At 38.0% G+C, this 24,856-nt stretch carries 19 protein-coding genes; 8 read left to right on the top strand and 11 right to left on the bottom strand.

Features of this window, described 5'->3' with window-relative positions:
* The first annotated feature begins 288 nt into the window (after nucleotides 1–288).
* Complete coding sequence (gene nhaA, locus NLG42_RS13970) at nucleotides 289–1,470, top strand: Na+/H+ antiporter NhaA (protein WP_246611320.1); 1,182 nt, start codon at nucleotides 289–291, stop codon at nucleotides 1,468–1,470.
* 25 nt (nucleotides 1,471–1,495) lie between these two features.
* Here the strand turns inward: nhaA and NLG42_RS13975 are convergent, their stop codons facing one another.
* The 7 genes from NLG42_RS13975 to NLG42_RS14005 all read right to left on the bottom strand — a co-directional run bounded on the left by NLG42_RS13975 (nucleotide 1,496) and on the right by NLG42_RS14005 (nucleotide 10,004).
* Nucleotides 1,496–2,806 carry a TIGR00341 family protein gene (locus tag NLG42_RS13975; RefSeq protein WP_219071332.1) on the bottom strand — a complete coding sequence of 437 codons (1,311 nt, stop codon included), beginning with the start codon at nucleotides 2,804–2,806 and terminating at the stop codon, nucleotides 1,496–1,498.
* Between the two features lie 116 nt (nucleotides 2,807–2,922).
* Complete coding sequence (locus tag NLG42_RS13980) at nucleotides 2,923–3,141, bottom strand: hypothetical protein (RefSeq protein WP_219071334.1); 219 nt, start codon at nucleotides 3,139–3,141, stop codon at nucleotides 2,923–2,925.
* Nucleotides 3,142–3,296: 155 nt separating this feature from the next.
* Complete coding sequence (locus tag NLG42_RS13985) at nucleotides 3,297–4,349, bottom strand: succinylglutamate desuccinylase/aspartoacylase family protein (RefSeq protein WP_219071335.1); 1,053 nt, start codon at nucleotides 4,347–4,349, stop codon at nucleotides 3,297–3,299.
* Nucleotides 4,350–4,555: 206 nt separating this feature from the next.
* The gene (locus tag NLG42_RS13990; protein ID WP_219071336.1) at nucleotides 4,556–6,346 is read right to left on the bottom strand and encodes a chloride channel protein; all 1,791 of its coding nucleotides are present in this window, start codon (nucleotides 6,344–6,346) and stop codon (nucleotides 4,556–4,558) included.
* Nucleotides 6,347–6,832: 486 nt separating this feature from the next.
* On the bottom strand, nucleotides 6,833–7,195 hold the full coding sequence (locus NLG42_RS13995) for a hypothetical protein (RefSeq protein ID WP_219071337.1): 363 nt from the start codon (nucleotides 7,193–7,195) through the stop codon (nucleotides 6,833–6,835).
* 301 nt (nucleotides 7,196–7,496) lie between these two features.
* Complete coding sequence (locus NLG42_RS14000; protein ID WP_219071338.1) at nucleotides 7,497–7,955, bottom strand: hypothetical protein; 459 nt, start codon at nucleotides 7,953–7,955, stop codon at nucleotides 7,497–7,499.
* A 537-nt stretch (nucleotides 7,956–8,492) separates the two neighbouring features.
* Nucleotides 8,493–10,004 (bottom strand): PAS domain-containing sensor histidine kinase, encoded by a 1,512-nt coding sequence (locus tag NLG42_RS14005; RefSeq protein WP_219071339.1) that lies wholly within the window; start codon nucleotides 10,002–10,004, stop codon nucleotides 8,493–8,495.
* Between the two features lie 402 nt (nucleotides 10,005–10,406).
* Between NLG42_RS14005 and NLG42_RS24500 the strand changes: the two genes are divergently transcribed.
* Nucleotides 10,407–10,586 carry a DDE-type integrase/transposase/recombinase gene (locus tag NLG42_RS24500; RefSeq protein ID WP_379786625.1) on the top strand — a complete coding sequence of 60 codons (180 nt, stop codon included), beginning with the start codon at nucleotides 10,407–10,409 and terminating at the stop codon, nucleotides 10,584–10,586.
* A 143-nt stretch (nucleotides 10,587–10,729) separates the two neighbouring features.
* Here NLG42_RS24500 and NLG42_RS14010 read toward each other — a convergent pair whose 3' ends face one another.
* On the bottom strand, nucleotides 10,730–11,146 hold the full coding sequence (locus tag NLG42_RS14010; RefSeq protein ID WP_219071340.1) for a hypothetical protein: 417 nt from the start codon (nucleotides 11,144–11,146) through the stop codon (nucleotides 10,730–10,732).
* A 676-nt stretch (nucleotides 11,147–11,822) separates the two neighbouring features.
* Between NLG42_RS14010 and NLG42_RS14015 the strand changes: the two genes are divergently transcribed.
* The 3 genes from NLG42_RS14015 (at nucleotide 11,823) to ppk1 (ending at nucleotide 15,506) form a co-directional block, all read left to right on the top strand.
* The gene (locus NLG42_RS14015; protein ID WP_219071342.1) at nucleotides 11,823–12,398 is read left to right on the top strand and encodes an ATPase; all 576 of its coding nucleotides are present in this window, start codon (nucleotides 11,823–11,825) and stop codon (nucleotides 12,396–12,398) included.
* Nucleotides 12,395–12,556 carry a hypothetical protein gene (locus NLG42_RS14020; RefSeq protein WP_165571362.1) on the top strand — a complete coding sequence of 54 codons (162 nt, stop codon included), beginning with the start codon at nucleotides 12,395–12,397 and terminating at the stop codon, nucleotides 12,554–12,556. The genes NLG42_RS14015 and NLG42_RS14020 overlap by 4 nt, the downstream gene beginning before the upstream one ends.
* Nucleotides 12,557–13,487: 931 nt before the next feature.
* Nucleotides 13,488–15,506 carry a polyphosphate kinase 1 gene (ppk1, locus tag NLG42_RS14025; RefSeq protein ID WP_219071343.1) on the top strand — a complete coding sequence of 673 codons (2,019 nt, stop codon included), beginning with the start codon at nucleotides 13,488–13,490 and terminating at the stop codon, nucleotides 15,504–15,506.
* Between the two features lie 95 nt (nucleotides 15,507–15,601).
* Here ppk1 and NLG42_RS14030 read toward each other — a convergent pair whose 3' ends face one another.
* Together NLG42_RS14030 and NLG42_RS14035 are read right to left on the bottom strand one after the other, a co-directional pair.
* Nucleotides 15,602–16,417 (bottom strand): tyrosine-protein phosphatase, encoded by an 816-nt coding sequence (locus tag NLG42_RS14030; RefSeq protein WP_219071344.1) that lies wholly within the window; start codon nucleotides 16,415–16,417, stop codon nucleotides 15,602–15,604.
* A gap of 26 nt (nucleotides 16,418–16,443) precedes the next feature.
* Nucleotides 16,444–19,347: a TonB-dependent receptor gene (locus tag NLG42_RS14035; RefSeq protein ID WP_219071346.1), complete on the bottom strand. Its 2,904-nt coding sequence runs from the start codon at nucleotides 19,345–19,347 to the stop codon at nucleotides 16,444–16,446.
* Nucleotides 19,348–19,566: 219 nt separating this feature from the next.
* On the opposite strand from NLG42_RS14035, the gene NLG42_RS14040 reads away from it, so the two are divergent.
* Both NLG42_RS14040 and NLG42_RS14045 read left to right on the top strand, forming a co-directional pair.
* The gene (locus tag NLG42_RS14040; protein ID WP_219071347.1) at nucleotides 19,567–20,775 is read left to right on the top strand and encodes a helix-turn-helix domain-containing protein; all 1,209 of its coding nucleotides are present in this window, start codon (nucleotides 19,567–19,569) and stop codon (nucleotides 20,773–20,775) included.
* Nucleotides 20,776–21,071: 296 nt separating this feature from the next.
* Nucleotides 21,072–22,823 carry an alkaline phosphatase D family protein gene (locus NLG42_RS14045; RefSeq protein ID WP_219071349.1) on the top strand — a complete coding sequence of 584 codons (1,752 nt, stop codon included), beginning with the start codon at nucleotides 21,072–21,074 and terminating at the stop codon, nucleotides 22,821–22,823.
* A gap of 238 nt (nucleotides 22,824–23,061) precedes the next feature.
* Here NLG42_RS14045 and NLG42_RS14050 read toward each other — a convergent pair whose 3' ends face one another.
* Nucleotides 23,062–23,652, bottom strand: coding sequence for a tetratricopeptide repeat protein (locus NLG42_RS14050; protein WP_219071354.1), 591 nt, complete (start codon nucleotides 23,650–23,652; stop codon nucleotides 23,062–23,064).
* 424 nt (nucleotides 23,653–24,076) lie between these two features.
* Here NLG42_RS14050 and NLG42_RS14055 point away from each other — a divergent pair, with 424 nt between their 5' ends.
* The gene (locus tag NLG42_RS14055) at nucleotides 24,077–24,508 is read left to right on the top strand and encodes a hypothetical protein (protein WP_219071356.1); all 432 of its coding nucleotides are present in this window, start codon (nucleotides 24,077–24,079) and stop codon (nucleotides 24,506–24,508) included.
* Nucleotides 24,509–24,856 lie beyond the last annotated feature (348 nt).

The raw sequence follows: 24,856 nt of genomic DNA on the forward strand, positions 1-24,856 counted from the left end.
TCCTAATATGAAGTATGGTTCCAGCCCAGGTCTTATCAATGCCTTTTGCATATCAGCTCTTAAAAGCAGGCTTTTTTATATAAGGGCTGATGATGAAGAGACCGGATAAAATGAACGGGATACCCAGCCGGTGCCCGTTAACAGTAGAGTGCTAATTAGTGTGCCTTTGCAAAATAATCTTACTTACGTGAATGGTCCTAACTGGCATTATTAATAATACCGGGTGCTGGTTCATTTTTATGCATGGATCTTCTTGGCATTTTAAGCCCTAATGCCTATTTTTGTCCAATGGCAAAACTTATAAATCTCAAAATTTTCGCGCATTTTTTCCAATCTTCCGCAGCAGGAGGGATTCTGCTTTTAATTTGTGTGCTGGTTTCTCTTATAATGGCCAATACGGGGCTCGGAGTACATTTTAATGATTTGCTGGGGTATCCTTTGGGATTTGAAGCAGCGGGCCTGCAGCTGCGGTATCCGATCCTGCTGTGGATCAACGATGGTTTGATGGCTGTTTTTTTTCTGCTGGTAGGCCTTGAAATCAAGAGGGAAGTGATAGAAGGTGAGCTTTCATCTCTTCGCCATGCGGCCCTGCCGGTGCTGGCAGCTGTAGGAGGGGTCATGGTTCCCGCATTGATTTACTTTCTTTTTAACGGACAAAGTCCTGATATTGCCAAAGGATGGGGAATCCCAATGGCAACCGATATTGCTTTTGCGCTTGGAATACTTTCCCTTTTAGGAGATAAGGTTCCCTCGGGGCTTAAAATTTTTCTTGCCGCGCTGGCCATTGTGGATGATCTGATTGCTATTTTGGTTATCGCGGTTTTTTATTCCTCGGAACTTCATTTTCTGTATCTGGTTTATGCAGGGGGTATATTTGTACTGCTTATGATTTTTAACCGTTTGGGGGTAAAGAATTTGTTTTTTTATCTCCTGCCCGGTGCGGTGATGTGGTATTTTATACACCATTCAGGCATTCATGCCACGATAGCCGGAGTGCTTACGGCCTTAACGCTTCCCACTAACGAAGAAGAAACGGATTCCCCTTTGGAAAAGCTGGAACATGCTTTGGCTCGTCCGGTAAACTTTATCATCATGCCTGTTTTTGCACTGGCCAATACTAACATTGCTTTTGAATCTGAAATGCTGCAGGGACTTACCGGTAATCTCGGACTTGGAATTATTCTGGGGCTTTTCCTGGGCAAACCCATTGGCATCTTTGTAATGTCATGGTTCTCGGTGAAGATCAGGGCTGCTGATCTGCCTGCCCAGACTACATGGACTCATGTACTTGGACTGGGGCTTTTAGGCGGAATCGGCTTTACCATGTCCATATTTATAGCGCTATTGTCTTTTAAGGAACAGGCCTATCAGAATGAGGCGAAATTTGCGATACTTACTGCTTCTATACTGGCTGGGGTATCAGGCTTTATGCTACTGAGCTGGTATAATAAAAAGAAACGGGAACAGTAGTTTTTTGTTGATTCTTCTTAAGGGCTTACTGTCTTTTAAACAATACGGCATCTTTCACTAAAAGACGTTCATTGAGCCATTTGGTCAGTTTTTCACTTTCCTCTGCCGTTAGGTTTTTTGAGGCATCGTAAATTACAGCGGTGATCGTTGAGGTGCTGTCTTTATAATTCACTAAAGTGTTTTTGGCAATGGAAAGCGAATGGACATCAGGAAATAAGGTTCTTATTTCTTTTAAAAGCTGTTTGTTGTCAAATTTGTTTTTTGCCAGCTCTTTTTCCAGCTGGATTATTTTAACATCCTTTACATTCATTTCATTCTCGCTGCTCTTGATCTGATTTAAGATATCGCCTTTTATGTCGTTAAAGCGGTCGGTGCTGTCCTGTCTGATGCGAAGGCTGGTGCCGGCAAGGTACTTATTGCTGTTGAGTCTGCTTTTAAGGCTCTGAATCTCCTTATCGGAAAATCGTTTGGACAGGAAAGCAAGTTCGAGTTTTTTCTGCTTCGCGTTAAAATCCGTCTTTTTATAAACCACCGTATAACCCTTGCTGCTGAACTCACTGTCAACAAAAAGCTCTATATTTTTTTTAAACTGCTGTTCCCTGTATAGAGAGTAGGCGAGATAACTGCTGGGAACGAGCATTGCAGTAATGAGAAAAGCAATAATATACTTAACTTTTTGCTGCTGCTTTTCATCCACCTGTTTAACAGCAGGATAATTCAGGTATTTTATGATTAGAAAAGTGGCGATACCTATAAAAACGCAGTTGATGCAATAAAGGTAGAAAGCTCCTAGAAAAAAGCTCCACTGGGCAGTTGCAATCCCGTATCCTGCGGTGCATAAAGGCGGCATCAATGCCGTTGCAATAGCTACTCCGGGAATAGGATTTCCTTTCTCTGACCGCGTAACGGCAATGACCCCGACAACACCGCCAAAAAAAGCGATAAGAATATCGTAAATGTTCGGGGAGGTTCTCGCCAGAAGCTCCGACTGAACGTCCTTGAAAGGACTCAGGTAAAAATAAAGCGTGGAGACCACCAGACTCACAACCGTTGCATTGAGCAGGTTTTTGAGTGATTTTTTAAGCAGTGAAAAGTCATAAATGCCCAAGGCAAAACCGGCCCCTACAATAGGCCCCATCAGAGGGGAGATGAGCATCGCTCCGATGATAACAGCTGTTGAGTTTACATTAAGCCCCACCGAGGCCACAATTATGGCGCAGGCCAGTATCCAAAGATTGGCTCCTTTAAAGGAAATGTTTTTTTTAACGGTCTGCAGTGTTTTTTCCCTGTCGTCTTCTCCTTCTCTAAGATTCAGAATATCAGTAATTTTTCTCATAAGCTGTCTAAGTTAGTGTGAGCGCTGTGATATGGCATTGCTGTATTTAAAGATAGGATTTATTTTAATAACAGGGATGGAGTTCAAACAGATTAATTACTACCCCGGCTGGTTTATTATCCATTGATTTTATCTTTGTGGTATTGTTTGAGCCATTTTTCCATTTTTTGCAAAACCTGAATTTCCTCTGGATCACCTGCCGGATCTAAAAGGCCGATGATTGTTCTGTCGTAATTGAATTTCTTATCTTCAAAAATACAGCTGAATTTGGGTACTTCGTTGTGAGATACAAGCCATTTTCCGTGCTCTGTTTTTTTAATTTGAAATTTTTTCATAGGAGTTTAAATTTGTCTGAGTGCGTTAATTATAGTATTATTATAATGGGCAGGCACCGAACTATTGTAAACGGCTGACAGCAGTCAGTATTGTTCACACAGATTAATTTTTTTCAAAGCGGCAGGATCTTGGAGCTTTCGGTATTGATATAAAATTAATCCACAGCCTTATAGCCGATACAGAATAATGTTTCGCCTTCGTTTACCGGAAGTCTTCCTGCCTTATAGAGAATTGTGCCGCTTTGGGGCGCGGTGATTATTTTCACATTACAGCCAAAAACATCTGTGATATAGCCAATTTCCTCTTCTTTTATAACTCTGCTTCCTGCTTTAAAACTGCTGTAAAATAATCCCTGGCCGGGTCCCGAAACATAGGCCTGTCTGTTGTATTTGTTTTTTGCAGGAGCAGCCGGTATCACTTTTTTGCTTTCATACATTTGCAGCTCTTTGAGCATGCGGTAAACTGCATTTTTAGTAAAGAGCACATCTGACTTCTCGCAGCTGCCAAGCTTTCCAATTTCAATACTGAGCGCCGGGATGCCCAGCCTTACGGCCTGCTTAAAGGCATACATCGCCGGCTGGCCTTCGGCAATGGCATAGGGATAACTCACAATGGTGGAAAAACCGCTGTTTTCACTAAGACGGGAAACCAGCCGGGTCTGCTCTTTGAATTCCTTGTTATCGTAATAACAGATAAAGGGTATTAGATCTTCATTGACATCCCCGCCATGCAGATCCAGAAACAAGTCCGTGGCGTCAAAAACCTGAGTGGTGATAAAATTGGCAATTACCTCGGTGATGCTGCCTGTTCTGCTGCCTGGAAAAACACGGTTTAAGTTCAGGTTGTCCGAAGGGTTTACAAAAGGAGTTCTCTGGTAGAAGGACTGCAGGTTCATGATGGGAATAATGATTAAATTTCCTTTAAGCTTTTGAGGATTTATTTCCCTGCGAAGCTGCAGCAGAGAGGCTATGGGGGGATATTCCATTCCGTGAATACCTGCCGTTATGGTAAAAGTGGGACCGCTCTGGCTGCCTTTAATTAGAGTTGCGGGAAGATCTGCCGTAATGGAATCCAGGGTGCTTAAATGAAATATGGTGTCTTTGACACCTGGCTGCTGCAGGGCTAAGATCTTTTTTAAAGAATTTTTTTGAGACTGTGCTGTTTGAAACAGCAGAAAGGAAAATAAAAAAAAGAGTAAATTTTTCATGCGTATCTTAATGCGGCTGAAGCGCTTAATATATTATTGTTTAATTGATTTAAATTCAAAATAATAGCCCGGGATTCAATTTGCTGCAGGGAGAAAAACAAAAGCTGATCGGACGGCTCTTTACCTGTTTTTTAAAATTTGATGCAGTCTGCATTTTTTTATTGCATGGAACAAAAATGTTCCATTGTAATAATCCCTAAAAGTTATTATTCAAATGTCATGGATTTAAGCCTGTTTCGGTAGGATTCCAAAATATCTGATTTAGCCATAAAACCATAATACCTGCCGTTTTTTTCCACAGGGAGAAAAATTTTACTGCTTTTCTCAAATTTATTCATGACCGTTTCCATGCTGTCAAAAAGATAGATAGTTTGAACCGGCTTTAACATTATATCTTTTACCATTGTATTTTTAATTTGAGAAGTATCAAAAATGATTTCTCTGATGTCATCGAAATAAACCAGTCCCTCAAGCTCATTCTCCGTGCTCACTACTCCAAAAACCACCTGATCGCAGTGTGCCAGCAGATCGGAAATCTTTTCCATATCCTGATCTGCTGTAAGGGTGAGATAATCTTTTTTTACAAGATCCTCAATATTGAGCGTGCATAAAATATTGCTGTCTTTATTGCTGGTGAAGGCATTTCCCTTTCGGGCAAGGTTTTTTACATCGAGAGAATGTTTTTCAAAACGTTTTGAAACAGCAAAGCTCACCGAAGCGACGATCATAAGGGGTATCATCAGATCGTAGCCTCCGGTTATTTCTGCAATAAGAAAGATCGCTGTCAGCGGGGCATGAAACAGCCCGCTGAGGATTCCTGCCATCCCTACAAGGGTAAAGTTGCTTATCGGAAGATCCGTTAAGCCGGTCAGATTTAGGAGTTTTGAAAAGAAGTATCCAGCATAGGAACCCAGAAATAAAGAGGGGGCAAAGTTCCCGCCGTTCCCGCCGCTTCCAAGGGTTATCCCGGAAGCAAAAGCTTTTAGGAACATGGAAAATCCAACGAAAGCCAGCAGCACCCAGCTGCTGCTGCTGTACTGCTCAAAGAGTGTGTTTTTTAAAAGTGCTCCCGGGTTCTTATCGGCCAGGATTTTGATGCTTTCATAACCTTCACCAAATAGGGTGGGGAAAACAAAAATAAGAATTCCCAATACCGCTCCTCCAATTAAAGCTTTTTTATAAGCTCCGAATTTTAAGTGCGCAAAAAGATGTTCTGTTTTTAAAAATTTCCTGGCGTAGAAAACCGCTGTAAGACCAGTAAAAAGTCCCAGCAGCACGTAAAATGGAATATTATGATAGTCGAATGTCTGCTTTTCTCTGAAAACCAGCAGTATATTTTCATTTAAGACCACTGCTGAAACAAGCGCGCCTGTGGCTGCTGCAATCATAATAGGGGTAAAAGCCGCGATTGTGACATCTACCAGCAGCACCTCGACAGCAAAAAGCACACCGGCTATAGGAGCGTTAAAAGCGGCCGCTATACCGGCTGCAACCCCGCATCCTATGAGCAGCGTCCGTTCCTGGTAGCTTAATTTGAACTGCTGGGCAAAATTGGAACCAAAGGCGGCACCGGTAATTACAATTGGACTCTCCAGCCCGGCCGAGCCCCCAAGCCCAACAGTAAGGGAACTGGTCATGATCTGGGCGTACATTTGTTTTTTAGGGATAATGCTGGCTTTTCGCGCGACTGTGTACAGGATTTGAGAAGTCCCTTTCTCCAGGCTTCCCCCTAAGATCCTTTTCACCACAAATACAGTCAATACGATCCCGATAACGGGAAGCACACTGTTAATGAAACTTAATTTTACAATTGCGTTGATGGAAGCAGCAAAGGAAAAGACCCAGTGGGCAAAGGCCTTTAAAAATATTACAGCAAAGGCTGCAGTAATTCCAATTAGTACGCTGGAGAGAAAAATGAACTGTTTGCGGGTTAATTTTCTCTGTCCTTCAATCAGGATGTGTTTGGCTCTTAAGAGCTGTGTTAGGACTATCTTCATTGATTAGTAATCAGGTGCGGGAAGCCAGCGGGCATTTAAATATTCAGCCTGGGATCTGTCCTGCCTTGTTAGTTATCTCTATTGTGTTTGTCTGCAGTGCAGAGCTGGATTTATTATTTTACTTAGCCGCAGCGGTTCTCTGCAGGCTGAAATTTTTATTTTAGCAGTAAACAGGCAGAAGATTTCTTCTTGTTCTTGTCTTTCCGCTGCGAATGCTTGTAATTGCTGTAATGCTTTTTTATTGGTGCTTATCAGTGAGGAAATTTCTGCAGTATAAATTGAACAGCACCTGCGGACATAGTTTTTTAAAAAAGCATCGCCGGAAACAAGTGCCCAGACAGTACTGAGCCTTATTTATGGATGCAGAGCTGCCAGCAGTGTCTTTGACTGCCTTCACTAAACTATGCTTAGTACTGTATTGTGTCCTGCTGTTAAGCGGCAGATAAGGGACTGCCGAGCAGTTCTCCCCAATAATGAAAACTCATTTTAAAAAAGCTGGTAGAGGTGCAGGTAGTTATGACGCTGAATTTGGTAAATAACTTCAATACCGTAAATTAAGCTGTTTTTAAAGATTGTAAAAAGTGCTGATTTAGTGCTGTAAGGAATATTTAAAGCATCGCTTTCCGAAGCAGTTGCACGGTATTTTACTTTACTTTTAAATTTAAAATGGACATCCAGCTCTTTATATTTTATTACGAATGCAGAAGTGATTAAAGTATTGTCAAAAGAGATAAAGCCAGTTTTTAAGTGCCCAGCGCAAGATGGCTCAGGTGATCTGCCTGATGCGCTGTCAGCTGTGAAGGCAAGCAGCGATATTAGAAAAACGTATAGTAACTTTAAATGCTTCATTAGGGAACCTGCAGGGATTGTATTTCTCCAGAAAGAAAGTGTAACAATATAAGTGATGCAAATATACTGATTTTGAAAAAGAAGAATTATTAAATGACCTAAAAGCTTTATTTTTTTTTGTACGGGTTCTTTGTGCTGAATTTTAATTTTTTCATGGTTAATTTTTCCTGTCCCGGATCAGCAGGTTTTTGGCCTTTACGAATTATTTTTTGAATTTTTTGCTAAGTTGTATACTAGAAATACAAAGCTGCCTCTTCAAAGGGGTTAATGGGAAAAATCAAACGTTAATGTAATGCTGATTTTAAAGGCGGGGTTTACTGCGCGAGATATTTTGACTGCCCTTACTGCTGTTTAGAATTTTAGCAGATACGGTAAGCTCTGTATAAACAAGCAGGCAGATAATTGCTGTTTCAAGTGAAAAGTACATCAGATCAAAAGCTGTAAGCTTGCTGTAATGAATAAATAAAAAGGCAGTGGTCAGCGCACAGTACAGTAAATTGGCAGAACTTATTATTCTGATGTAAAGCGTCCATTTTGTTTTTAAAAATAAAAAGCATACAGCGGAGTAAAAGCATAAACAAGCCGCTATTGAGAAGAGTAGAGTTAATGTTGTCTTGGGCATCCCAAAATAGGGGCTTAGATTTGAAAGCACGGCAGAGAGCAGCACAGAATTAAGCAGAGCCCCCACAGAGTCAATTAAGAATAGTCTTCTGGGATTTTTTGCTAGATGACGGGTCAATTTTTCAATAATTTTATTCATTTTCGATTGCTGTTCTCTGATTTAAAGGTAATGGTTTTTTATCAGAGATTCTTATCTGTTCTTTTGTACTGGAACAATTTCCTCTTGCTGCTGTGATGTTATTCAAACACAAAGCCCAATTCAATTGGGGTTTATGTTTTTAAATAATTAATTCTATTTGTATTTGATCAAGCTATTTGTTTTCCCTGTGGAAGCAAACAGGAAAGTTTTTTTAATTTGGTTTGAGGCCGCATCGTCAATTGTATATAATGCTTTTTTTGAGCTCTTCCCGCTGTCCGTTGCAGTCTTTTGTACCGAACCCCGGCATAAAAGGATTTCCACTGCCATCGGGGCTGGGGCTGCTGAGGAGCCCTGTTTTGATAAACCCGCCAGATACAATTAAGTACAAGGCGGGCTGTCCATAAACATAATCTTCCATTTTATGTCTACTTAAAAACGTGTCAGTGTATGCTGTAATATCTGCAAATTGAAATATACAATTTACCAGAACACTATAGAGATAAGAATCTCCCTGTTTATTTATTTGTTTACAAGGGGCTAAAGATAAGAATCGGACTGTTTTAAAGGAAGGGTCACTGTAAATTCAGCGCCGTTGTCTTTCTCCCCCAAGGCAGTAATAGAGCCATTGTGCCTTTGGGCTATTTTTCTGCACAGGGCAAGTCCGAGCCCGTTTCCTTCGTATTTGTCTTTAGAGTGAAGCCTTTCAAAGGCATCAAATATTTTCTCTGCAAAAACAGGATCCAGTCCAATGCCGTTGTCCTTTATTTTTATTTCCAGCATCCCGGTGCCTTCTTGATTGTTTTTAATAGTAGAAGTGATTATCACTCTGGGCGGTTCCTCTGCTTTTGAGAACTTAAGGGCATTGTGCACCAGGTTATAAAAAAGCTGGTGGATCAGTATCGGCGCCCCTTCTATATGGGGAAGCTCACTTATGACCAGAATAGCTCCTTTTTCATTTATGATCAGTTCCAGATCGGTTTTGATATTTTCAATGACCAGGTCAAGGTTTATTTTTTCAACAGGCTGCGATCTTTTATCCAGGGTCGAGTAGGCAAGGATGCCTTCAATGATATTCTGCATCCTTTGTGCGGACTGGTCTACCTTTTGCAGGAATTTTTTAGCGTTCTCACTAAAATCGGCTTTGTACTCATTTTTTAAAATACTATTGAACGTTTTAATTTTTCGAATAGGCTCTTTCAGGTCATGGCTCACAACACCTGCGAAATGCATAAGGTCATCATTGGATCTGCGAAGCTCCTGTGTTCTCTCGGCGACCTGTTTTTTGAGTTCCTCTTCAAAGGCTTTCTGCTCGTGGATATCCTGTATGATCCCGATAAGGGTGCCGGGGGTTCCATTCTCGCCGGTGATAATTCTGCCATTGATCTTCACCCATTTAATCGATCCGTCATCGTTTAAAATTCGGGCCTCGTAGCACATTTTTCCTGTAGTCTGCGCCTGCTGGTGCGCTCTCTCGCGCAGGGCCTGGTCCTCCGGGTGCAGTCTGGCTATGAGCTCTTCGTTGGCAATCTCATGGTCGATGGACCAGATGGCATTGAAATTTCCCGAAGTTTTGATTTTTTTGGTCGCTAAGTCTATTTCATAGGTTCCCATTCCCGAGGATTCAACAGCCATTCTGAGCCTTTGCTCGGCACTCTGGGTCTGCTGTTTTGCAAGGTGCAGCTCGGTGACATCCGAGCCTGTATTCATCACCGCATAGATCCCGCCTCCCTTATCAAAAAGAGGGATAAAGCTGTAATTGAAATAATAGGTTCTAAGGGCACCGTCCACCATTAAATCAACCTGTTTGTCCTTTGCGTGAAAGGCAGTTCCGGTCTTGAGCACTTGGAGTGCCTGCTCAAAAAACGGCTGGTTTTGGGTTTCAGGGAGCACCTCCAGGTAGTTTTTTCCAATTATCTTGTCCCCTTTGCCCCAGGCCTGCATCATAGCGGGGTTGGCGAGTTGTATCTTTAATTCGTCCCCTGTATAAACAGCGGTGGGCAGCGGGGTATTATCCACAATGTCCTTCAAAAGCAATATATTGTCATACATCGTTGGGTGGTTTAGATTCTAACGAAAGTAGATTTAATTAATTTTAGTGTGTTACGTAAATATAAAAGAATGTTTCATAATTCCAATAGAATATTTTAACTGACTGCCAGATAATCAAAGTGTAGTGCAGTGATTTATTTAAATAATTAGTACTGGCTGGAAAATAAAGCTGTTTTGGGAGCTTCTCCCGCTATGCGTTTCACCCGAGCGCAAGCGAACTGGCGAAGCAGTCGGGGCTGGGGCTGCTGCTGAGACAGCAGAAGCTTCAGGCAAATCTGTATCAACTGCAAATCACGATTACTAAACACTGATAAAAGCAGCTCAAATACAGCGGCTGTCAAAGTCTATAACAAGCGCTCGTTCTCAAGGATTAAAATCCGGCAGTGTTAATGTATTAACAATATTGCAGAACAGGATCATCGTTTTATCAAGTGGCGCATACAGAACGGATTAGGTTTTAAAAGTTTTGAATCTGCAGAGAGAACTCTAAGCGGAATTGAAGTTGTGAATATGCTTCAAAAGAATCAGATGATTGAACCGGGGATATCTATGTTTAAATCATTCTGTAAATTGGCGGGCTGATTTTTAAATCACTTAAATTCTTATATTTTATTCTGACAGATGCGGCAGAACCTAAATTTTCCTATTTAAAAAAAACTGGTAAATTAAAAAAGCATGCACCCATATGGGCGCATGCTTTTAGATTATAATCTTTTGGTTCTAAATTAAATTTTAGTCTGATAAACAGATTTTCCGTCTAATGAAACTTCAATTAGACCAGTCTTTTCGGTAAATGTTGTTCTTAAGACACTTCCTTTAAAAAGAGAAACATCACCGTAAACTTTTCCCGTTTCATCGGTAGCATATTCGAACAATAATTTTTTGTTGTCCGGTTCGATTCCCAGCTTATAACTTGAAAACTTTGTTCCTTTTAAAGCGAATGACTGCTGGGAATCGATTATTTTATCATCCGCATAGAAATTTGTAACTGCCTTGTTCAGCGTAATGTCCGGATAATATTTATTTACTTTTTCAAGCAGGGAGTACTGAGCGGTGTTAGCATCTTCGAGTTTAGATGTAATGGTCTGCGCAGATGAGGCTGCTGTAAAAATAAGAGCTAAAAGTAATGTGATTCTTTTCATAATTTAAATTTTAATTGTTAGAGTTTTAAAATAATCTCTAAAACTTCATAATATCCATTTTTTTTGCATGATATATGATATTATTTCCATCAAGGTACTAAATATTTAGCACTGTTTGAAATAAAAAGCAAATTTTTTAGAAAATAACTATAAGAAAATGTATGCCTGCATCAGCTGCAGATTCGAACCTAATTGTTGGATCCGCTAGCATAACTCATTTTCTACTTTTACAATATTGGTGTGCCACGATTGTGCCACGAAACTTCAATTGGTAAAATGTTTTTAGAAAACAGCCTTAACATTTTGTGGCAAAAAAGGTATCCATTCCAAATGCAATGTGCCACGATTTTGCCACAAAACTTAATTTAAGGTTTTAAACCTAAATAAAAGTGCTATTAAGTGCGGGAAAAGGACTCGAACCAATGTTCTTCGATAATGATCTTGGAGTGCTGCTGTAAAACTTAGTTAATTGGTTGTTTTTTCTTTTTCTGTTATTTCTTTTAGATTTTTTATTTAGATTTTTGTCGATGATAGGGGTGATGGATGGAAAGCAAGAATAAAATAGTATCAAATTTTTCAATATTGTCGCTTGATTGCAGGTTTTTAAGACATTTGGACAATAAACTATTAGTATAAATAATTTATACTAAAAGTGTAATTTATTATCTTTGTAAGGATGAATAAAAATCTCTATATAATTGCAGGCTGTAATGGTGCTGGCAAGACTACTGCTTCATTTACAATACTTCCGGAAATACTAAATTGTAAGGAGTTTGTAAATGCGGACGAAATTGCTAAAGGACTTTCGCCTTTCCAGCCTGAAAAGGCTGCCTTTGAATCGGGAAGAATAATGCTCCACAGAATCAATGAATTATTGGCAAATGATGAAGTTTTCGCCTTTGAAACGACTTTGGCCACAAAAAGCTATAAAGCGAAAGTGATTTCGGCTCAGGAAAAAGGATATAAAGTGGTTCTTTTATTTTTTTGGCTCGATAGTGTTGACCTGGCAATTGAAAGGGTCAAGACCAGGGTTCAGGAAGGAGGACACAATATTGAAACCGATGTTATTAAACGCAGATATAAAAACGGAATAACTAATTTGTTTGCTATATATTTGCCTATAGTTAATGAGGCATTGATTTTTGACAATACAGCTGTAAAAGCTGAATTGATAGCACAAAAAACTTTGGGCAATGATATTGAAGTTATAAATGAAATCAAGTTCGATAAACTCACAAAGAACAAGTCATGAGAGAATACAAATCAACAACGACACCGACTCAGAAGAAGATTATAGAGGCAATGGATAAAGTTTCTGAAAAATTAATTGAGTTTAAAAAGAAAAATAACAGCGATCTGGTTGTTATGCAGGATGGCAAGATTGTAAGGATAAAAGCCAGTTCTTTATAAAAAGAATAGCTCTAAGCATCGAGAGCTCTCAGAAATGAGGGCTGTTTTATCTTTCTATCTTTATTAACTTAGTGTTTTTTCTTTTTCGTATCTAAAGTTTCGAACCTAAATTTGTCAGGCTTTGATACAGCTGATTTTTCATTTTTTCAAATTCCGATGTGCCGCGATTCTGCCGCAAACTTAAAGCGGTGGAATATCTTTAAAAAACACCTAAGCTTTTTGCGGCAAAAAAATAGCTGCCCGTGAGATATAGAACTCAGGTTTCTCATAAAAACAGCTCTGCTGTCTTTTACTGGGAATTTTAGTAAACCCTTAAAGGGTGAAATAAATGATGCTCTTCTGATTTCTGTTTCTCTTTGGAAGATAATTGATATAACCGTAATCATTCAGGTCTGCGGTGCATCTATGGCAGGTGACAGGGCCGCTTATTTTGGCAGTCTTCATAATTTCATGCCTGCAGGCTTTGATAGGATTAATATAGCCTGTGTATACTATTATTTTTTAGGTTTAATGTTAGTTTTAAGTTTTGGTATTATTTTTTGGAGCTCTTCCCGCTGTACGCTTCAATCTTTTTTGCCGAACCCCGGCAGAAAAGGATTTCCACTGCCATCGGGGCTAGGGGCTCCCAAAGAGCCCTGTTTTGTGTTGGAGAACTTGACATTCAAACCCAAATGCTGTATTTCTAATCAATACTTAAAACCGTAGATATAATTTTCTCACAATACTATTAGTTCCTCCGTCCAAAAAAAAATAGATTTTGCGGCCGCAGAAGCAGCACATCTATGCAGCAGATCATGATATGTTACCATTAAATTAAATTATGGTTAACTGCCTGTCTGTATTTATATTTTAAAATAATTAATCCTGAAATTTACAAGTGTATTGATAAAAAGTATAAACAAATTTCTCTTATAATAGTATCTCATTAAACGTGCAAAACTATCTTATCCCTTCAGAACTATCATGGCTTTCTTTCAATAGCTGCATTTTAGATGAAGCAGAAAACGTCAATAATTCACTATATGAACGAATTAAATTTTTAGCAATTCATTCTTCTAACCTGGATGAGTTTTTCAGGGTTAAAATTAGAAAACTGCTGATTAAAAATTCAAAGAAGAATAAAGATTTACTGGATAAAATTTTAGCTGAAGTTAATCTCCAGCAAAACAGGTTTGGTACTATTTGGAAGAATTCACTACTTACGGAATTAGCTGCTAATAACATTATTTACTATGAAAATCAAGAGCTTACTGAAGAACATCTTGAGGAGATAGAATATTATTTTAAAAGTATCATTCTCTCCTATATACAGGTCATTCATATTTCAGTAAACCAGCCTAAAACTTATTTCTTAAACAATCGCAGTTTATATTTTTTGGTGAAGTTAAAAGATTCTGCAGGTAACTTTAATTATGCGTATCTGAATATTCCTTCGGATAAACTCGATCGATATAAACAATTGCAAAGTCCGGGAGATACACATTATATTATTTCCATTGATACCATAATAAAGAATTGTTTATCCCTAATATTTCCTTCCGGAAAAATAGCTGCCTGCTATGCCATAAAATTAAATCGGGATGAAAATTATCTGATAGAAGATGAATACTCAGGAGATTTGATAGCAAAAATTGAAGCAAAAATTGAAGAACGCAAACGAGGTTCATCCACAAGGTTTTTGTATGATTCTAATATGGATGCTGAAACAATTTCGGTATGTAAAAAAACTTTCCGCCTTAAAAAAGATGAAATGATAAAAGGAGGAAGCCATCATAATTTTTATGACTTATTCAAGTTTCCAAATCCTTTGAAACCAGATCTTCAGGGAGCAGATTATCCGGGTCTCAAACACCTGCCTTTTGAAAGCAGCAAGTCAATTTTTGAAATTATTGACAAACAAAATCAATTATTACACTTTCCGTATCAATCCTATTATTATGTGCTTCAGTTTTTTAATCAGGCGGCAATTAACAGAAACGTCCTGGAGATAAAAATTACCTTATACAGGATTTCATCGCAGTCCTTAATTGCAAATGCTTTGATAAGCGCCGCCAAAAACGGCAAAAAAATAACTGTTTTTGTAGAAGTCAAAGCGCGTTTTGATGAATACAATAATTTATTCTGGTCTCGGGAAATGAAAAATGCCGGTGTAAAAATTATTCAAAGTATGCCGAATTTAAAGGTTCATGCTAAAGTTGCAATGGTGATAATGAAAGACAAGTATGGAAATAAAAAATGCTATAATTATTTATCAACTGGAAATTTTAATGAAAGCACGGCAAATGTTTATTCTGATTTTGGATTTTTCACTTCAGAAAAAAAATATGCAGATGATCTGAAAAAAATCTTTACATTTTTAAAAACCAAGAAAAAAGCAGAGGCGCCAAAAAATATTCTGGCGGCAGGCTTTAATATGAAAGAAAGGTTACTGGAATTAATAGATACTGAAATAGAAAATAAAAAAGCAGGCATGGAAGCTGCTGTTTTTTTAAAAGTAAACGGAGTTGATGAAAAAGATATTATCTACAAGCTTATTGAAGCCAGCAGGGCAGGTGTTGAAGTAACATTGATAGTTCGTGGAATCTGCACTTTATTGCCAGGAATTAAAGGTGTAAGCGAGAATATAAAAATCTACAGGATTGTAGATATGTTCCTGGAACATTCCAGAATTTACAAATTTGCAAATAATGGACAGGAAAAAATCTATTTGTCCTCTGCCGATATGTTAAGCCGAAATTTAAACAGGAGAATAGAAGTTGCTTTTCCGCTGTATGATGAAAAACACATTGCAGAAATTAATACCATTATCCAGTTACAACTGCAAGACAATACAAAAAGAAGAACCATAAACAGTGAAGGAAATAATGAACTCGGCATTCTCAGTACTGATGAAAAAAGACGTGCGCAAACCGAAATTTATGATTGGCTTGCCGAAAGTAACATGGAATAATGTTTTTTAATCTTATATGTAAGTAAATCTAAATCTAACAAAAAGCCTGAACGTAATGTCAGGCTTTTTGAATTATTAACTTTAAGATTATTCCTTTATTTAGTGTACTTTTTTCTCAGGATATTTATTTCTTTAGGCCCAATTCCCATTTCCTGCTGCAGGAAGTTTTCTATACTTCCGTATTGTGTTTTTATACCTCCAAAAAACAAGTGGATAAGCTCTGGTTTTAGTGCCATTTCCTTTTCTATCTGAGCTTCAGTTAAGCCGCTCATTTTTGCAAGCGGTGCCATCATTCCCTTGTTCATTTTCTTAAGATAAACATTTGATGCCACATAATCTTCTTCGATCGTTTTCTCAGGAACATTTAAAGTATATAAAAATAATGCTGTTGCCATACCGGTACGGTCACGTCCTCCGGTGCAATGATACATTACCGCTTCTTTTTTATCTGCAGTCAATAATTTTACAAATAAGGGACGGAATCTGTCGCCACTGTATTTTACGGCATCTGAACCATAAAATTTTTCAAGAAAACCTCCTTCTTTCAAAAGTTTGACCATTTGTGCCGCATTAGGAATACTATCGCTTCCTGCAGGACTTAAAGTATAATCCGTATTTTGCGGCAAACGGTCCGGAGCAGCTTTCGATTCAGCCACACCTCTAAAATCAACAACGGTATGAATTTTCTTTTTATCTAAAAGTGCTATATCTTCATTGGTCAATTTATCAATTCCGGCGCTTCTGTATACTTTTCCCCATACAACCTCTTTTCCATCTGTAGTTTTATATCCGCCTACATCTCTAAAGTTTAATGCGCCTTTTACAGGAACTAATCTTTTAATACTGTCTGTTAGCTGAGCGTTTGCCAATGTTTGTACCAAAATGGCCGCTATAATTATTGTTTTTTTCATTTTTATATTTGATTAATTTATTTGTTTTAAAATATGTCATAACGTATTCCTGCCTGACCTCGGCTTCCGTACCATTCCTGCGAAGTAATACGGCGTTTATCATTGCCCATAAACATTTTTACAGGAGAATCGCTTAGGTTATTTAATTCTATAAATACCTTAAGTTTTTTGTTGATGTTTACCGTTGCAGAAGCGTCAATGGTAAAGTTAGAATCTGTCCAGATGTAATAATCCGGACCTAATTGCTGATTAATCGTTTCTACTGATTTTCCGCGGTAATTACCTGCAAGACGAACCATTACGCCGTTGCGTTCGTAAAAAAGGATAGCGTTAAATAAGTTTTTAGATTGGTTTGGCAAACTTGTTTTATCATTATAAACAGCAGTTCCGTTAACGCGCGGTACTTCTGTATTGGAGTCGATAAAAGTATAGTTGAATTCTACTCCGAATCCGCTCCAGAAACCGTTAAGAAAATCAAATCTTTTATTGATTCCGGCTTCAAACCCATATAAAGAGGCTTTGTTTAAGTTTTTTGCCTGCGTAACCAAATAGTCACTGCCGTCAACATTCTGCATGCTTACATCAGTAAATACCACATCGGTAATGTTTTTATAAAATGCACCTCCGGATAAAATTCCAACATTGTCAAAATAGTATTCGCCCATCAGGTCAAAATTATTACTGAAAGTTGGTTTCAGATCAGGATTTCCCTGTGTAATTGTCTGAGGTGATGAAGTTGTATTTGTTGAACTACCAGGGGTCATGTCACCAAAATTAGGACGTACGAAGGTTCGCGTGTAAGCAGCACGAAGATTTGATTTGTCGTTTAATTTGTATTTTAAATGAAGCATCGGAAGAAATGAATTATAATTATTTTCTACCACAGAAGGGCTTAATGTAATTACGGCTGGAGTGCCTGTAGTAGTGGCTTTTGTACCGTTTAAAGTCATAGCAGTATATTCGTTACGCAAACCTCCAACTATTTTTAAGTTATCTGTAGCATCAATTTCGGCCATTGCATAGCCGGCAATTACATTTTCATCACCAGTATAAAAAGACGTTGCATTTGTTTTAGAGGTAAAATCCATAAATCCGTTAGCGGTCTGGAAAGACTGTCCGTACATATTAAACAATTGATCTTTGGTTAATGGATTTACAATAAACGAGTTGAAATCTCCATTCATGTTTGCGAAAAACTTACTTCCACTTGGAAAACTAGTAGTCTGCAATGCTGAAAGAGGAACTAGTGCAGGTGAATTTGGAATTCCGACAGCGGCTCCCGGCAGATAAACATAATTAGATCCGTAAGTATTTGTTCTGTCTTTATGGCGGTATTTTGCACCAAACTTCAGGTTTACTTTAGAACTGGCTTCTACTTTTAAATTTACTTGTCCAATCTGATCCCTTTCGCTGTTGTCAAGCTGTGCAATTACCAATTGATTGAGTAATAATTTTGTGGGATCCATTACTTCGTTTGGATTGGCAAGTCCAGTTTCAAAATGATCTACTGTACCGCCAACTCCGTTTGGAGAATCAAATCCCCAATAGCGTTTTCCATCGCTGGAAAGATCGTTGAAACCGCCTGTTATTTTTTGACGGAAAGTAGCAATAGGAAGACCTTTGTTACCAGAAGTAGGAGGAGTATCCAAGTAATATTCTGATTTATGATTGCTGTAACTCCAGTCCAGTTTAAATTTTTCGCTCATCTGGTGTTCCCCGCCAACTTCGAAACCGTTTAGAGCTGTTTGATAATGAGAATATCTGTAATTGTACTGAAAACGGGAATTGGTATAATCAATATAAGATTCATAAACAGGACGGATATCATCGAATTTATTGGCCATTGCTCTAAAGAATATTTTATCGGAAGAAGTAAGTTTGTATTCCGCGCCTACATTTAAACCCTTGGTTTCACGTTCGCCCATATAACGTTTAAAAAGCACGGTATTAAGTGATTTTTTTTGTTCCATAACAGTGGCACCGGTATTGTAAGTGGCTGCAAATTCATCAGATCCCCATTGTCTGCTCCAGATGGCTCCCGAAACAATGATACCAAGTTTATTATTGAAAAAGCGGTCTCCATAAGTTACTGACGCGTTATAAGTACCGTTTTCGCTAAAGGTGTTGTAGCCTCCTGCAGCACTTACATTCAGCACACGTTTTGTCGGCGCTGTACGGGTAATAAAATTAATTGATCCGCCAATTGCATCTCCCTCCATATCTGGTGTGATAGCTTTTGCTACCTGTACATACTGGATCATTTCAGAAGGAACGGCATCCAAAACAGAAGAGCGGTTACCCATCACATTTGAACTCGGAAGACGATTTCCGTTAAAAAGGGTAGAAGTCCACGCAAAAGGCGTTCCACGGACAGTTGCCTGATCTGCCTCGCCATGATAACGGGCAACAGCTACACCCTGCATACGCTGTACAGCTTCGGCAGCATTACGGTCCGGTAATTTACCAATGGCATCGGCAGCCATTACATCCATAATGGCAAGAGAATTTTTCTTAATGCTGTACGCTTTTGCCTGAGAAGGGGCCATGGTGCCTTTTACTACGATTTCCTTTAGTGCCGCTGAACCATCCGGTGACATTTGAATCAGGCCAAGGTCATTTATCCCTTTTACAAGAGTTACGGTTATGGACTTTGTTTCAAAACCAATATAACTGATCTCTATAGTAACCTCTCCTTCTGATGGCGCAGTTAATGTGAAGGCACCCTGTAAATCTGAAATGGCGGAGTTATTAAATGTTTTTCCTGCAATATTGGCTGTAGGCAATGTTCCTGCATCGCTGGTAACAACTCCTTTTATAGTCTGCGCATAATTTGAAGCCAGAGAGCAGACTGAGAATACAGCAGTGAAAAGTATTTTTTTAAATATCTTTTCCTGCTTAAACAAAGATTTTAAAATAATTTTTGGTGTCATGTTTTGTAGTTTTTCTGCAAAGATTGCTTTGATTTAAACTACAAAACGACTTTGTCGAACTAGAACTACTTTTAGAAAGTGCCAAACTTTTTACCTATGATTAAGTTATTGGTTTTTAAATAATTAAGTTTTGTTATTAAATTGTTATCAATCAATTTTTTTGCATTTACCAAACATTAAATTAACAGCCTGATACTACTTTAGCACAAAGATTTTACGATGAAATACATTATTGCCATTGGAATATTTCAGGCGCTCCTGGCCGCAGTTTTATTGCTTAGAAGCAGGTACCGAAAAAATGCAGATGATTTGCTGATTTCCTTAGTTGTCTGTATAGGACTGCATCTCTCTATTAAGTTTTTCATTTTTACTTTTGTCCAGGATCAGCAGGTACTCAATATGCTCAATACTTTTATCGGCTTTTGTTATATACCTTTATTGTATTTGTATACTTTAAAGACCATTCGCCCTGAATTTGTAAGCGCTTCAAAATGGTACGTTTTTATTCCCTTTGTAATTGGGGCCATAGGTTATTTCTCCACCGTTTGTGTCTTATCGGTTACATCGCCAAATGCTTATTTAGTTCTGTATTGGTATAACACTATTAGTCTTTATACACTGCTTCCACTGGATATCATATTTTCATTGGGCATTATTTATTTGGCCATTCATAAGCTGCCAAGAAACAGTCAGGAGAAAAAACTAATCGTGCAGCTTGCGTCTCTTTTTTTAAGTATCGGAATATTGAGTGTTTTGCTTCTGATTTTTAGTCCGTCTGTTTTCTCTCTAAATTATGTAAGCAGATCTGTTGTCTATACACTTCTTGTTGTAATTACCATTAGAATAATTACCTATAAACACGGAGTGATTGCGGAGCCGGTTGCAGCTAATTTAAATGATGAAATCTTAGTATCGACATCAAGTTATAATGAGGCTGCTGAAACTACTGCCGAAATAATATCAGATGTAAATCGTTCCTTGCCCCATAATGTTGTTGGAAATACTTTAATGATAGAAAAAGAAACATTGAAGCCTCAAAGGCGAAAAGAAATTTTAAGCCAGAGTGAAATGTTTAAGATATTACTAAAGCTTGAAAAAGCGATGGAGAGCGAGAAGTATTACAGGAACAGTGAATTAACACTTGACGGGCTTGCAAAACTTACCAGTATTAATAAATATCATATAAGTGAAACATTAAATCATTTCGTAAATAAGCCATTCTACACTTTTATAAATGAGTACAGGATCGGATATGTAAAAGAGCAATTGAAGAGTTTGTCTGAAAAAAGCAGCAGTATTAATATTCTTGACCTTGCTTATGAATCCGGATTTAATTCAAAATCATCATTTAATAAGTATTTTAAAGAGATAACCAGTCATACACCAAGGGAATATATAAATTTAATTGCAGCAGAATTAGTTGTGTAGCAGTATTCCAAAAGCCTTTTCTTTTTTGATTTATTAGTTTGAAGCCTGATTTTATTTGAAACTGACACTCATTAACAAGATTTTTTATTTCAATATAGGGAACATTTCGGTATTGAGGTTACTGAACTTTTTACTCTGGTTATTTCTTAAAAAAGAAATAAACTCCAGTGTAGCTTCTTAAACTAATGATAATTTATTATAGTAAACGGATTGTTAACATTAATAAAAGGTAATGTTGAAATTGCCATAACTTATGCTTGCATATTAAATTGTTTTTTTGATATAAAAATTTTTTTATGGAAAAGAACAATGATTTAGGCAGAAGAAGGTTTCTTAGAAATTCTTTATTGGCTGCCGGAGGAGTTTTCATCGCCCCGCTTATTGAAAGCTGCAGTGACGATGATAAAACCGATAACAGCGGTGCGCCCGATGGAATGAAAAATGAAGGGTTTGAGACAGGAGTAGCCAGTTTTGACCCGACTGAAACAGGAGTAATTATCTGGACAAGATATTCTCAAGGTTCAGATGCTGAAATTACCTGGGAGATCAGTAAGGATGCCGCATTTTCTCAAGTCGTAAGAAAAGGACAGGCCGGGGCATCATCCACGAATGATTTTACAATAGCGGTAGATGTTCAGAATATTCCTTCCAATACAAAATATTATTATAGATTTTATAATGCCAAAACCAAACAGGTAACCCTTACCGGAGAAACACGCACGCTGCCCTCTAAAACAGATAGTGTAACTGATGTAAAAATGGCTGTTGTTTCCTGTTCTAATTTTCCGGCAGGACTTTTTAATGTGTATGGAGCTATTGCTTCTTCGGATGCCGATGTAGTGGTGCATCTTGGCGATTATATTTATGAATATGCGCCGGGACAGTATGGAACAAATCCTTTTACCAACCCGCTGGGCAGAGAACATAAACCAGCCAGGGAGATTACAAGCCTGAGTGATTACAGGGAACGATACAGACAATACAGGGGAGATAAAAACCTTCAGCTTCTTCACCAGAAAAAACCTTTTATATGTGTTTGGGATGACCATGAGTTTGCCAACGATGCTTATAAATCCGGCGCAGAAAACCATCAGGCGTCCGAAGGGGATTTTCAGATGAGAAAAATGGCCGCTTTTCAGGCCTACAGCGAATATATTCCGCTTAAAACAGGAAAAGACCTTAGAATATACAGAAGTTTTAATTTCGGTAATATTCTGTCCCTGTATATGATGGATACCAGAGTGATTGCAAGGGATAAGCAGATGAGTTATGCCGATTATATTGATAATACCGGAAATTTTGACCAGACAAAATTTACAACGGATCTGCTGAGCACCAGCAGAAAATTAATCGGAAGCGAACAAATGACCTGGCTGGGATCACAGATTAGTGCCGATACGGCAAAATGGAAAGTACTGGGCCAGCAGATCCTGATGACAAAAATGCTGATTCCGGCTGAGCTGCTGTTGCTTTTAAACCAGGTTTTAGCAGAAGTGGATCATTTCGGAAGTGCACAGCCGGCCACCATGCAGGCCCTAATTGGTGCAATCTCTGCGCTTGTTGTTATTAAAATGAGATATAAACAGGGTGATCCATCTTTAACTCCTCAGGAAATTGCGAGGGTTACCACAACCCTGCCGTATAATCTGGATGCCTGGGATGGTTATTTTGCAGAAAGGGAACAATTGTACGGGGTGCTTTCCGGGAAAAATGTAGTGGTTTTGGCCGGGGATACCCATAATGCCTGGATGGGTAAACTAACCGATATGCAGGGGAATCATATAGGTACTGAAATAGCCTGCAGTTCTGTTTCATCACCAGGACTGGAAGCTTATCTGGGCATTACCTCGGACCCTGCAAAAGCAATAGAATTAGCGCAGGCCTTTACAGTGCTGATTGATGATTTAGAATATGCAAATTTGTATAAGAGAGGATATACCTATCTTAAGTTCACATCATCTGGCTGTGAAGCGGAATGGAGATTTGTAGATAGTGTAACGGCTGATACTACCGCTACATTTACAGAAAAAAAATATACCATAGCATAGGTTTGCACTGATCGATTTTTTTGCTAATGCCCAAAAACTAAATAAATTTGGACTGTAAAAATTAAATCGGGGCAGGAGTAAATAATCCTGCTCCGATTTTTTATCTTATGGATTTGAATGATTATAAACGAAGGATGGATTAGTAATATGTTTAAGATAAATTAACTGGTAAACAGCCTTCGTTAAGGCAGAAAAGGGACCGGTCATTAAGTTATAAATTTAATTTGCCGGATCATTGTCAGCTTTGCAATAGCATTTCATTGTTTTTCAATTTTGTAAACCGGTTATCTTGAAGCCTGATTTTTTTTATCTGGCGCAGACATTCATTAATGCCATTTTTTATCTCAGCATAAGGAACATTGTGAATTGAAATGATGGAATTTTTCACGCTTTCTGCGTAGTTTGCTGCATCAATTAAATCTGTTTCAATATTCTTTAAAATGCTGTTTTCCAGATTTTTATTTTTCTTGTAATAATAAATACAGGCAGTAATGTCCTCTATTTGTCCTTTTAGATCAGCTATTGCTTTTTTTGAAATGGCACGGCGGTAATAATTGGAAAACTCCAAGGGGTTATCTTCAATGAGTTGGTCGAAATCTTCAATTGCCTGGCAGTGCCTGTTTAGTTTTTGAAGGCATTTTGCCCTAAGTTTAAAAAACTTTACATCAGATCCCAAAGCTATCGCATTATCAAAATAGAACAGCGCTTCGCTTAATTGGTTTGACAGGTACAGTTTTTTTCCTTTTCTAAAATTAAGCAGTTCCTGCTTTGGGTTTGCCCTGGAAAAAATATTCTTAAATTTTATTGCCGATTCATTAAACCATTTCATATTCTAAAATTTAGCGGTCAGATTATTTATAAAATTTAAAGAAAACAAGGGCTTTAAATTTAGTGTTTTTTTTAAATATAATACCCTGTCAGAAGAATTAATTTTACATTTCCCTGACAATTAGTTTCTTAAAAAAAGGGCGGATGCCTTTGGTTATGCTTATAGAGGAGCAGATAGTATGCATAATGGTAAAGTATTTGCTGAAAATATAAGTTTTTACTTATTTTATTATCAGGTTTTAAATTTATTTTGTTCAATAAGCCTTCTATGGGGCCCTGCAGGCGTGTTTAAAAAACTTAACATTGGAAAATATATTTTAACAGTACATTTGTTTACAATTTGATAACAATAAAACAATCATTTAGTTAAATGCCTGTCAAGTTTGTAGAGGTGTGGTAATTTTTTATTATAACAGTAACAGCAAATGAGCAAAAACAACAGCGAGGAAAAATCCGGTGACCAGCAGGATAGCAGCCAGGCAGAGAAGGCCACTGAAATACCTGCCGCTTCGCAAATCCTCTGCGGCGAACTTGCCGGCATAGAAGCCCAAGCTCCTGAAGCCGGGGATTTACAAATCGATACGGAAAAACCGGTAAAAGAAATTTCTGAGGGAAAAGAAAAATCAGAAAAGAACAAACTTAAAATCAAAAAGATGAAAGAAAAAGAAAAAGAAAAAGAGAAAAAACAGTCAGCAAAGAAAAAAGAAAAGGCTAAAAAGAATAAAAAAGATAAAAAGGCAAAACTAAAAGCGAAGGCTAAAAAGAAAGACCGTACCCAGAAAGCCAAAAATAAAGCCAAGGCAAAGAAAATTGCCAAAAAGAAAGCGAAAAAGAAAGCTAAAAAATCTAAGAAATAAGAGTAGCTCTTGCCATGGCAAGGGCTTTTTGCTGATATAGCAAGAGTCTGGTTTGAACAATGTTCATTTTATCTATTGCATTATCGTTATGCAAAGAATGAAAAACACCTGCAATTCTTATTAAATTGTAAATAAAAATGCATGCTCAAGCTCCTGCTCCCTGCCAGCGCAGTAGGCCCAGGTCCAATATTAAGTTTGCATCAGCGAGGCGAATTGAATAGTAAGTTTGCCTATTTTTGTCTGAAATAATTATAAACCAAAACCAAAAAATGGAAATCTTACGTTTTTTAAAGCCTAAAAAAAAAGAAGCGCTTTGTTTCTGAAAATGTTTTTACGGCCAATCAGGAT

The sequence above is a fragment of the Flavobacterium plurextorum genome (assembly GCF_024638035.1).
GTDB lineage: Bacteria > Bacteroidota > Bacteroidia > Flavobacteriales > Flavobacteriaceae > Flavobacterium > Flavobacterium plurextorum.